The organism is Stenotrophomonas sp. 10N36 (genome assembly GCF_056395005.1).
In genome coordinates this window covers 1-10,868 of record NZ_JBFTIS010000010.1, presented here as the reverse complement: position 1 = coordinate 10,868, position 10,868 = coordinate 1, and the positions used below count along the sequence as shown (strand labels likewise).

Genomic DNA, 10,868 nt, shown 5'->3' with positions numbered 1-10,868 from the left:
CGAACAGCCTACCCGAAAAAGTGAGAACTGCGTCAGCTCATTCGGGCTTGGCGTTGGCCAATCGTGCCATCCGCTGGGCGTCGGACAGGATGCCGCGCAACAGGCGCACTTCCTGTTCGCTCAATCCGGTGCGCAGGAACAGGCGGCGCAGTTTGCGCATGGCCGATTCCGGGGCGCGGCCCTTGTGGAAGTCGATATCGTCCAGGGCCTGGCCGAGCTGGGTGAACATGCCTTCGACCTGCGCATGGCTGGCCGGCTGCTCGCGGAACTCGGGGTCGGCCGGGGCCGCGCCGTCGATACCACCGAGCACGGCCATGCGCGTTTCATAGGCCAGCACCTGCACGGCCGCAGCCAGGTTCAATGAACTGAAGTCGGGGTTGGACGGGATATGCACGGCCAGGTGGCACAGCTGCAGTTCCTCGTTGGTCAGGCCGGTGCGCTCGCGGCCGAACACGAAGGCCACTTCGGCCGGTTCGGCGGCCTTGGCCAGGGCGCGCTGGGCAGCGACGGCCGGCAGCAGTTCCTCCAGCTGGACCCGGCGGGCGCGGGCGGTGCAGCCCAGGACCAGGGTGCAGTCGGCGACGGCCTCGGCCAGGGTGGCCACGACCGGCGCATCGCCGAGCACGTCCTCGGCGCCGGCCGAGCGCCGGAACGCTTCATCATCCAGCGGCTTCTCCGGTGCCACCAGGACCAGCCGGGACAGGCCCATGGTCTTCATGGCGCGCGCCGCAGCGCCCATGTTGCCGGGGTGCTGGGTGCCGACCAGGACGAATCGGATACGGGTAGGAGCGGTTTCAACGGACATGAACAGGCCAAACGCGAGCAGGACAGCCACAGATGGTAAACTGTGCGACCGGCCTCTGCGCCGGGACCGCTCTTTTCCCCCGCCAGTACCCCCCACTCTGCCTTTCCGGGAGCTTTTCGCCATGCAGAAACCCGCCGTCACCGTCATGGTCAAGGCCGCCCGCCTCGCCGGCAACGTCCTGTTGCGCAACATCAACAAGCTGGAGGCGTTGAACGTCGTGCAGAAGGGGCGCATGGACTATGCCAGTGAAGTCGATGCGGATGCGGAAAAGGTCATCGTCAAGGAACTCAAGCGCGCCTATCCCGAGTACGGGATCATGGGCGAAGAAGGTGGTGTGCAGGGTGTAAACCGGTACATGTGGGTGATCGACCCGCTGGACGGCACCAGCAACTACCTGCGCGGCTTCCCGCACTACTGTGTGTCCATCGCGCTGGTCGAGAACGGCGAGCCGATCGATGCGGTGATCTTCGATCCGCTCCGCAATGAACTGTTCACCGCCAGCCGTGGCGCTGGTGCGGTGCTGAACGACCGTCGCATCCGCGTGGCCGACCGCAAGGACATGGGCGGTGCGATGATCCACACCGGTTTCGCCCCGCGTGAGCGCCAGCGCGCCAGTTCGCAGCTGAAGGCCGTGGATGCGCTGCTGGTGCACGCCGAAGACGTGCGCCGTACCGGTTCGGCCGCGCTGGATCTGGCCTACGTGGCCTGCGGCCGCGCCGACGCCTACTTCGAGGCCGGGCTGAAGGCCTGGGACATCGCGGCCGGCGTGCTGCTGGTGCGCGAGGCCGGTGGCCGGGTCTGTGACTACAAGGGCGCCACCCCGGCCCGTATGGACAGCCGCGGTCCGGAGACCCAGCAGATCGTGGCGGGCAACGTGAAGAACACCGATGTGCTGCAGAAGGTGCTGGTCAACACCGGCTACGCAGCGGAGTTCGACGCCAAGTTCTGATCGGCCACCGCGCTGAAACCGAAGAACGGCGCCCTTGGGCGCCGTTTTTTTGTGCCGGTGCGTCCGGCTTTCCACCGTGGCCGGGGTAGACGGGAGGCCGCAACGCACCGCCACGCGCGCTACACTTTTTGATTGCGCCGCGGCGCACCCTTCAAGGAAGACCCATGTACAAGCGCGCGATTCTTTCCCTGGCCTTTCTGCTGGGGGGATATGACGCGACCGCGTCGGTGGTGATGGACCCGTCGTCCACGGAAGGGCCGGTGGTCCTGCCCGAGGAGGTCGCGGCGACCTGCGCCGATCTGGTCGCGAGCCTGCAGGCGTCGGCCGCGCTGAGCCTGAAGAAGGCCGGCAAGGACGGCGGCGATGTCACCACGAGCCCGACCTGGGCGTACACCCCGTTCTCCCACCGCGTGCTGATGGCGTCCTGCGTGGCGTATGTCCTGACCGGCAGCACCGAGTCCCCCGCCCGCCCCTTGCGCTTCATCGATGAAGACAGCGGCACGCAGGTGGCGGTGCTGGACAAGACCGGCTACCGCGACATCACGCCCTGAGCCGGCGCACCGCCATATTTGACGGCAGGCTCTAATCCACTGCATCCCGCCACTACTCCGACCACGGCGCCCTGGGGCGCCGTTGTTGTTTGCGGGGACTGAGTGACTGCAAAGGCGACTGCGAAGGTAACTGCGAAAAGCGCCATGCGCATCGCCTGCTGGGGGCGGGCTGGCCCGGGCGGGGGTGCGGGACACGCCGTGAATCCATCCTTGGAGGCTCCGTCGCCGCATCCATGCGGCTCAGGGTCCCGCACCCCCACCCGGCCCAGCCCCTGACAGAGGTCGGTGGCCTGGGCAAAAGGCAGGGCGTAGAGCGGACTTCATCGGCAGGAGCTGGAAGCGCTGCGGGGCTACGTGCTTTTGCTTCGCATGGCCACCGACCCATTGTCGAGGGCGGGACGGTGTGGGTTCGCGGGACCCTGAGCGCCATGGATGGCGCGACGGAGCTTACAGGGGTGAGGGCGCATTGCTTGCGAGGCACTGCCTCGCATGCGTCCGAACGCACAGCCGCCGGCGGCTGGGCCGGGCCGCGGAGCGGGACTTGCAGCGTGTCCCGCGAACCCACACCGTCCTGCCCAGCCCGAGAATGCAGGGCAAATGAGGCCTTTGACGTTGCATTTGCCTCAAGGGCAGCCGGGCAGAGCCCGGCTCTACCAGGGAACAACGCAGACACAAAAACGCCCGGCCGAAGCCGGGCGTTCTGAGCTTTCAGTAAAACGTGGATCAGGCTGCGGTGCTGGCCTTCAGGGCGGCGATGCGCTCTTCCAGCGGCGGGTGGCTCATGAACAGCTTGCGGGCCGTCGAACCGGCGATGCCGAAGGCCGCGATCTGCGTCGGCAGCGTGCTCTGGCCGTGGTTGAGCTTCAGCCGCTCCAGCGCCGCGATCATCTTCTGCCGGCCTGCCAGGTGCGCACCACCGGCATCGGCGCGGAACTCGCGGTGGCGCGAGAACCACATCGAAATCATCGTCGCGAACACACCGAACACCATCTCCAGCACGAACACGATGATGTAGTACGCAAAGCCGCGGCCGCCGCCTTCGCGGTTGCCCGACAGCGCGCTGTCGATGAAACCGCCCACGATGCGCGCCAGCACGATCACGAACGTATTCAACACGCCCTGCAGCAGCGCCATCGTGATCATGTCACCGTTGGCCACGTGCGCGATCTCGTGGCCCAGCACCGCCTCGGCCTCGTCCTCGCTCATGTTGTGCAACAGCCCCGTGGACACCGCCACCAGCGCCTTGTTGCGGTTGGCACCGGTTGCGAACGCGTTGATTTCCGGGCCGTCGTACACCGCCACTTCCGGCATCCCGATGCCGGCCTCGCGGGCCTGCCGCTCCACGGTGGCCAGCAGCCAGCGCTCAGTCGGATTGCGCGGCTCGGTGATCACCACCGCGCCCGTGGAACGCTTGGCCATCCACTTGGACAGCAACAGTGAAATGAAGGAACCACCGAAGCCAAAGATGGCCGCCATCACCAGCAGGCCGCTCATCTGGTTGGGGTTCACGCCCAACACCGACATCACGATGCCCGCCAGGACCAGCACGGCAAGGTTGGTCAGAAGGAAGAGAGCAATGCGACTGAACATGGGGAAATGACGCTCATGGGAGGTGGATGAGTGCAAATCTGCGGGGACTTCAGGTTGAATTCAAGTCGCAAACTGACCGACGATTCATAGTTCATGTCCATGACCCCCTACCGCGGCCGCTTCGCGCCCTCGCCCACCGGCCCCCTGCACCCCGGCTCGCTGCTCGCCGCACTGGGCAGCTGGCTGCACGCCCGCCACGCCGGCGGGCAGTGGTGGGTGCGCGTGGAAGACGTCGACCCCCCGCGCACCGTACCCGGTGCCATCGACCAGCAACTGGCCTGCCTGAGCGCGCTTGGCTTGGCCAGCGACGGCCCGATCGTGCGCCAGAGCCAGCGCGACGCCCTCTACCAGCGCGCCCTGGAGCGCCTGCTCGACGAAGGCACCGCGTTTGCCTGCCACTGCAGCCGCAGCGAACTGGCCGACCAGCACGGCATCCACCATCGCTGTGTGGCACGCGGCCTGCGCGCGCAACCGGCCATCCGCCTGCGGGTGCCGCCCGGCACCCGGATTACCTTCCACGACGGCCTGCGCGGCCCGGTGGAACAGGACGTCCACGCCGACGTCGGCGATTTCGTGCTGCGGCGCGCCGATGGTTACTGGGCCTACCAGCTGGCCGTGGTCGTGGACGATGGGCAACAGGGCATCACCGACGTGGTGCGCGGCGCGGACCTGCTCGACTCCACCCCGCGCCAGATCCTGCTCCAGCGCGCGCTTGGCCTGCCCACCCCGGCCTACCTGCACCTGCCCCTGCTGCTGGACGCGCACGGCCGCAAGCTGTCCAAGTCCGACGCCGCCCGCCCGCTCGACCCGGCCGAACCGCTGCCGGCCCTGCGCCAGGCCTGGGCGGCCTTGGGCCAAGACCCGGCCGTGGTGCGCGACGCGACCGGCGTGACGCCGTTGCTGGCCGACGCCCGTGCCGGCTTCGATCCCACCCGCCTGCCCGCCCATGACATCGCCCCACCCGCCACGCCCGGCTGACGCCCCATTTGCCGCGGCGATGTTGCAGAATCCCCTTCCCCCTTGTTGGCACAGCCTTTCGGAGTAGCAGCCCATGACATCTCGCGTCGCACTGGTCACCGGCGGAACCGGCGGTATCGGTACTGCCATCTGCCAACGCCTGGCCGACCAGGGCCATCGGGTCGCCACCAACTACCGTGACCAGGCCAAAGCCCTGGCCTGGCGCGAAATGATGCTGGCGCGCGGCTGCGACGTGGCGATCTTCCCCGGCGACGTCGCCGACCCGGACACCGCCGAGGCCATGGTCCACGCGGTGGAAGCAGCACTCGGCCCGATCGAGATCCTGGTCAACAACGCCGGCATCACCCGCGACACCACCTTCCACCGCATGCGCGCCGACCAGTGGCACGACGTCATCAACACCAACCTCAACTCGGTGTTCAACGTCACCCGCCCGGTCATCGAAGGCATGCGCCGCCGTGGCTGGGGCCGGGTCATCCAGATCAGCTCGATCAACGGCCTGAAGGGCCAGTACGGCCAGGCCAACTACGCCGCGGCCAAGGCCGGCATGCACGGCTTCACCATCTCCCTGGCCCGCGAGAACGCCGGCTTCGGCATCACCGTCAACACCATTTCCCCCGGCTACGTGGCCACCGACATGGTGATGGCCGTGCCCGACGAAGTGCGCGCCAAAATCATCGCCGACATCCCTACCGGCCGCCTCGGCAAGCCCGAGGAAATCGCCTACGCGGTCGCCTTCCTGGTCAACGAAGAAGCCTCGTGGATCACCGGATCGAACCTGGACATCAACGGCGGCCACCACATGGGCTGGTAGAGCCGACCGTTGGTCGGCTGCACACAATCCGGTAGAGCCGACCGTTGGTCGGCTGCACACAATCCGGTAGAGCCGACCGTTGGTCGGCTGCACACAATCCCGGTAGAGCCGACCGTTGGTCGGCTGCACGCAATCCATCCAAAAAGGTAGGCGATCAAAGGCAGCCGACCAACGGTCGGCTCTACCCCGGGGATTTTCAAGAAAACGTTTGCAGGACTTTTTACGCCTGCACATATTCCCCCATTTGCAAATGCTGCACCCCGCGCAAATCCATGCTGCGCAACATAAAACCGGTCCTGTACCCCGCCGCATGGGCCTTCCGGCGGTTGCATGTGCTGCTGCACTGCGCCATGCTGCGCGCCTACTGTGATGAGTGACCGTTTCATGGCTGCGAACCGCATTATCAAGAAATACCCGAACCGCCGGCTCTACGACACTGAAATTTCCAGTTACATCACCATCGAAGATGTGCGCCAGCTCATCCTCGACGGCGAAGATTTCGAAGTGCGCGACGCCAAGAGCGGCGACGACCTGACCCGCTCGGTATTGCTGCAGATCATCGCCGACCAGGAACAGGACGGCGAGCCGATGCTGTCCACCCAACTGCTCAGCCAGCTGATCCGCTTCTACGGCGACTCGCTGCAGGGCTTCATGGGCAACTACCTGGAGCGCAGCATGCAGGTCTTCCTGGACCAGCAGCAGCAGTTCCGCCAGCAGATGGGCAACCTGCTCGGCCAGACCCCGTGGGCGATGATGAACCAGCTGACCGAGCGCAACCTCGAGCTCTGGCAGGACTTCCAGCGCAACATGGGCCCCGGCTTCGGCCCGCGCCCCGGTGGTACCTCGACCGGCACGGGTACCGGTACCGGCAAGCCGGAGACCCCGGCGCCCGGCGCAGGCAAGACCCGCCGCTGAGGCAACACCCAGCGCGGAGCAATGAAAAAGGCGCAGCCCCACGGCCGCGCCTTTTTCGTATCCGCCGCGCGTGCGATCAGCGCTTAGGCTTGGCGCACCCGGTGCACACGCGCTCGACCTTGAAGCCCTTGGCCTTGAGCTTGTCCACTACACCATCGTCGCCCAGCAGGTGCAGCGCGCCCACCACCACCAGCGTGCCGCCCTGCCCGGCCTGCAGGTACTGCTGCAGCTTGGGCACCCAGGCGTCATTGCGCTCGGTGTTGATGCGCTTGTACAGCTGCGGGTACTCACCGCGCATCTGCGCGGCCATCGAGGTCCACAGCAGCTTGTCATCGCCGCGGCGCCACGCGTCGTGCAGCTTGCGGCCTTCCGCATCGGCCTTGTCGGCCTGGTCCAGCGCCTCGGCCACCATCTGCTGCTGCTCGGCTGCCGACATCCCCGACAGCACGCCGACCTGGGTGTCGATGTCCTCCAGCCCGGAGGTCGGCTTGCCGGCCGTCGCGGCGCGCTGCATGAAGTGCCGATCCAGCCCGAGGTTCGGGTCCAGCCCCATCTTGGTGAACTGCCCCAGCGTGATGGTCAGCCCCACGAACCACGGCTTCATGCCCTGCAGCTGCGCCAGGGGCAGATTGTTCGCGGTAGCGTAGGCCTGCAGTTTGGTCCACGTCGCCGGGTCCAGGTCACGCTTGAGCTCGGTGCCGTCGGTGCGCACCGCCGCCTGCAGCATCTTCTGGGTCAGCTGCGGCGACTGCATGTCCTGCGGCGACAGTTCGAACACCACCCGCTTGGACGCCGCGAACGCCTGGTCCACATCGGCCGCCAGCGGATAGTCCTGCGCACGCAGCAGGTGGAACGAACCCAGCAGGTACACCCGGCTGTCGCCGGGGCCAGTCACCTTCCACAACAGCGGCACCGGCGGCGTGGCCTTGGCCGCCGGGGCGTCACCGCGCGCCTGCACCACGCCACTGCCCAACAGCAGGCCGACCATCAACACCGGGGACAGCATTCGCGACAACATCGACATGGTTCAGGCCTCTCCTTGAGGGGTATGGTAGGCCTGCTCGCCCGCGTCAATACGCAGGTCCAGGCGGTTTTCCGGTGGCGCCAACGGGCACGTTGCAAACGGCGTGAACGCGCACGGGGGATTGTAGGCGTGGTTGAAATCCAGCTGCACCTGGCCGTTCGCATCCGGTGCAGCCACGTCCAGATAGCGCCCGGCCGGGTAGCTGCCGTGCCCGCTGGTGCGGTCGGCGAAGATCACGAACAGCTCGCGCCCGGGTTCGCCCAGCGCTTCCAGCCGCCAGGTGCGGCCGTCGCGTTCGAACTCCAGTGCGCCGGCGTTGGGCATCTGCGTGGTCAGCCCGGTGATGTCCACGATGGGCAGCGTCTTGCCCGGCGCGTGTGGCACGAAGCGCGCGTTCACCCGCCACGACGGACCGCCCGGCCAGTACTGCAGCCCCGTGAAATTGGCCCGGCTGGCCGCGTCGGCATGTTTCACCCGCAGCGCATAGCGCTCGCCGCGATGGATCAGGCTCAACTGGCCCTTGCCGTCGTCGAAGGAAATCAACGTCGGGGCAGCGTCGCGGTCACTGGCAAAGCGGATGCGACCGGTAAGCGGCGTGTCGCCCACGCGCAGGGCAGCGCCACGCTCAGGCGTGAACCATACCGTGTCGCCGTCGCGCGCCACCATGCCCAGCTTGGCCGGCCCGACCGCCAGGCGGATGCCACTGCCCGGCCCGCTGCCGATGTAGTGCGCCTTGTACTCCAGCCAATGCAGGCCCACCAGGCTGGTCCAGCCGTCGGCGGCGTGCAGTTCTTCGTAGCGCTTCTGGCGCCACTGCTGCTGTTCGGCGGCGAATGCCGGATCCACCGCGGCAGCCACCGTGGGTGCCGCGTCTTTGTCGCCACACGCGGCCAGCCCCACCGCCAGCACGATCGCGCCCAGCGCCCTTCCCCAAGTTCGCATGATTGTCCCCTTCAACGTCCGCGCAGGAACCAGCGGTCGATTTCCGCCAGTGAAAAACGCGCCCAGGTCGGTCGGCCGTGATTGCACTGACCCGAGCGTTCGGTGATTTCCATGTCGCGCAGCAGCGCGTTCATTTCCGGCACGGTCAGGCGCCGATTGGCGCGCACGGCGCCGTGGCAGGCCATCGTGGACAGCAGCTCGTCGCGGGCGCTGGCGATGCGCCGGCTCTGGCCGTGCTCGCGCAGGTCGGTGAGCACGTCACGCAGCAGGCCTTCCGGTTCGGCATTGGCCAGCAGCGCGGGAATGCTGCGCACGTGCAGCGACCCCGGACCGGAGCGGGTGATCTCAAAGCCCAGCGCCACCAGCGTGTCGGCCTCGCGCTCGGCGGTGTCGGCATCGCGCTCGCCCACTGCCAGGGTGATCGGCACCAGCAGCGGCTGCGCGTGCAGGCCCATGCCGTCGTGCGCGGTCTTCAGGCGCTCGTAGCCGATGCGCTCGTGCGCGGCGTGCATGTCGACCACGATCAGGCCTTCGGCGTTCTCGGCCAAGATGTAGATGCCGTGCAACTGCGCCACGGCGTAGCCCAGCGGCGGCACGCCACTGTCGGCTGCGGTGGCGGGCAGGCCGTTGTAGCTGGGCATCGGCGGCAGCGCAGCGGACACGCCACCGGCAGGCGTGGCGTATAGCGCGGCGTAGGCCGACGGTGCATCGGCCACCTGCAGGCCCAGCGGTGACTGCTGCGGGCGCCACTGACCGGCCATGCTGCCACCCCCGCCACCACCGCCCAGCGCGTAGCCGCCGCCAGGCGTGCCGTAAGCGGCCGCACTGCCCGGCGCAGAGCCGGGCAACGCGTTCGCCTCGGCGGCACCTGCGGTGGCGGTCATGCCGGCGCGCGTTTCGGCCAGCGCTTCCTTCAGCGTGCGGTAGACAAAATCATGGATCAGGCGCGAGTCGCGGAAACGCACCTCGTGCTTGGCCGGGTGCACGTTGACGTCGACCCGGGTCGGGTCCAGTTCCAGGAACAGCACGTAGGCCGGCTGGCGGCCGTGGAACAGCACATCGCCATAGGCCATCTTCACTGCGTGGGCCACGCTGCGGTCACGCACCGAACGGCCGTTGACGTAGAGGTATTGCTGGTCGGTGCTGGCACGCGAATAGTGCGGCTGCGCGATCCAGCCATGCAGGCGCAGGCCGGCGCCGCTGTGATCCACGCGCAGCGCCTGCGCGGCGAAATCCTCGCCCAGGGTTTCGCCCAGGCGCGTATCGGAATACAGATCGCCGGGCTTGTAGCGGCGCGACGGCTTGCCGTTGTGCGACACCCGCAGCTCCACGTCCGGGCGGGCCAGCGCCAGCGAGCGCAGCCACTCTTCGATATGGCCCAGCTCGGTGCGTTCGGCGCGCAGGAACTTGCGCCGCGCCGGCACGTTGTAGAACAGCTCGCGCACTTCCACCGTGGTGCCCGGCGCATGCGCGCGCGGGGTCACTTCGCCGAGCTTGCCGCCTTCGATCTGCAGCGCCGAACCGTGCGCATCGCCGGGACGGCGCGAGGCCAGGGTGAAGCGGCTGACCGAAGCGATCGAGGGCAGCGCTTCGCCACGGAAGCCGAGCGTGGCCACCGCTTCGAGGTCGTCCAGGCTGGCGATCTTGCTGGTGGCGTGGCGGGACACCGCCAGCGGCAGTTCCTCCGGCGCGATGCCGCCGCCATCGTCACGGATCCGGATCAGGCGGACGCCGCCTTCTTCCAGGTCGATGTCCACGCGGGTGGCACCGGCGTCCAGTGCGTTTTCGACCAGTTCCTTAACCACCGACGCCGGGCGCTCCACCACCTCGCCGGCGGCGATCTGGTTGATCAGGATCTCGGGCAGCTGGCGAATGCTCATGCGTCGCTCCCGCAGCGGGAACAGGCGATGGCGGAAGCGAGGGGGAATCGGGGGCTGTACGTCATCGACAGATGATAGCGTAGGCCGCCAGCCGACCCACGGTCGGTTCTACGTGGTGGGGAGCCGGTAGAGCCGACCGTTGGTCGGCTGCTCTGCGACGGGGCAACGCGGTGACGGAACCGGACGCGGGCGCGCTTCGCGCGATAGCCGACCAACGGTCGGCTCTACGTGGTGGCGATCGTCGCCSCGGACYGGACCCAKMCCCGGTAGAGCCGACCGTTGGTCGGCTGCTCTGCGATGGGGCMACGCRGTSACGGAACCGGACGCGSGCGCGCTTCGCGCGRTAGCCGACCAACGGTCGGCTCTACGTGGTGGCGATCGTCGCCGCGGACCGGACCCAGACCCGGTAGAGCCGACCGT

At 67.8% G+C, this 10,868-nt stretch carries 10 protein-coding genes; 5 read left to right on the top strand and 5 right to left on the bottom strand.

Annotation, left to right across the window (positions count from 1 at the left end; translation table 11 throughout):
• Window positions 1-37: 37 nt before the first annotated feature.
• Window positions 38-805: an RNA methyltransferase gene (locus tag AC1DCJ_RS11375; protein ID WP_038691999.1), complete on the bottom strand. Its 768-nt coding sequence runs from the start codon at window positions 803-805 to the stop codon at window positions 38-40.
• 121 nt (window positions 806-926) lie between these two features.
• On the opposite strand from AC1DCJ_RS11375, the gene AC1DCJ_RS11370 reads away from it, so the two are divergent.
• Both AC1DCJ_RS11370 and AC1DCJ_RS11365 read left to right on the top strand, forming a co-directional pair.
• Window positions 927-1,754 (top strand): inositol monophosphatase family protein, encoded by an 828-nt coding sequence (locus AC1DCJ_RS11370; protein ID WP_038687391.1) that lies wholly within the window; start codon window positions 927-929, stop codon window positions 1,752-1,754.
• Window positions 1,755-1,918: 164 nt separating this feature from the next.
• Window positions 1,919-2,305 (top strand): hypothetical protein, encoded by a 387-nt coding sequence (locus AC1DCJ_RS11365; protein WP_478070985.1) that lies wholly within the window; start codon window positions 1,919-1,921, stop codon window positions 2,303-2,305.
• 723 nt (window positions 2,306-3,028) lie between these two features.
• Here AC1DCJ_RS11365 and htpX read toward each other — a convergent pair.
• On the bottom strand, window positions 3,029-3,895 hold the full coding sequence (gene htpX / locus AC1DCJ_RS11360) for a protease HtpX (protein ID WP_038687387.1): 867 nt from the start codon (window positions 3,893-3,895) through the stop codon (window positions 3,029-3,031).
• Window positions 3,896-3,988: 93 nt separating this feature from the next.
• On the opposite strand from htpX, the gene gluQRS reads away from it, so the two are divergent.
• From gluQRS to phaR, 3 genes are all read left to right on the top strand, one after another.
• Window positions 3,989-4,873, top strand: a complete 885-nt coding sequence (gene gluQRS / locus AC1DCJ_RS11355) for a tRNA glutamyl-Q(34) synthetase GluQRS (RefSeq protein ID WP_478070984.1) — start codon at window positions 3,989-3,991, stop codon at window positions 4,871-4,873.
• Window positions 4,874-4,946: 73 nt separating this feature from the next.
• The gene (phbB, locus tag AC1DCJ_RS11350; protein ID WP_038687383.1) at window positions 4,947-5,687 is read left to right on the top strand and encodes an acetoacetyl-CoA reductase; all 741 of its coding nucleotides are present in this window, start codon (window positions 4,947-4,949) and stop codon (window positions 5,685-5,687) included.
• 384 nt (window positions 5,688-6,071) lie between these two features.
• Entirely contained in the window at window positions 6,072-6,602 is a 531-nt protein-coding gene (gene phaR, locus AC1DCJ_RS11345; RefSeq protein WP_137189966.1) for a polyhydroxyalkanoate synthesis repressor PhaR, read from the top strand.
• Window positions 6,603-6,678: 76 nt separating this feature from the next.
• On the opposite strand, the gene AC1DCJ_RS11340 is transcribed toward phaR, so the two are convergent.
• Genes AC1DCJ_RS11340 through mutL form a run of 3 tightly spaced genes read right to left on the bottom strand, consistent with a single transcriptional unit; the run spans window position 6,679 to window position 10,448 of the window.
• Window positions 6,679-7,590, bottom strand: a complete 912-nt coding sequence (locus AC1DCJ_RS11340) for a TraB/GumN family protein (RefSeq protein ID WP_478071053.1) — start codon at window positions 7,588-7,590, stop codon at window positions 6,679-6,681.
• 39 nt (window positions 7,591-7,629) lie between these two features.
• Window positions 7,630-8,568, bottom strand: coding sequence for a DUF1684 domain-containing protein (locus tag AC1DCJ_RS11335; protein ID WP_141059274.1), 939 nt, complete (start codon window positions 8,566-8,568; stop codon window positions 7,630-7,632).
• 11 nt (window positions 8,569-8,579) lie between these two features.
• Window positions 8,580-10,448 carry a DNA mismatch repair endonuclease MutL gene (mutL, locus tag AC1DCJ_RS11330; RefSeq protein WP_478070983.1) on the bottom strand — a complete coding sequence of 623 codons (1,869 nt, stop codon included), beginning with the start codon at window positions 10,446-10,448 and terminating at the stop codon, window positions 8,580-8,582.
• Window positions 10,449-10,868: the final 420 nt, after the last annotated feature.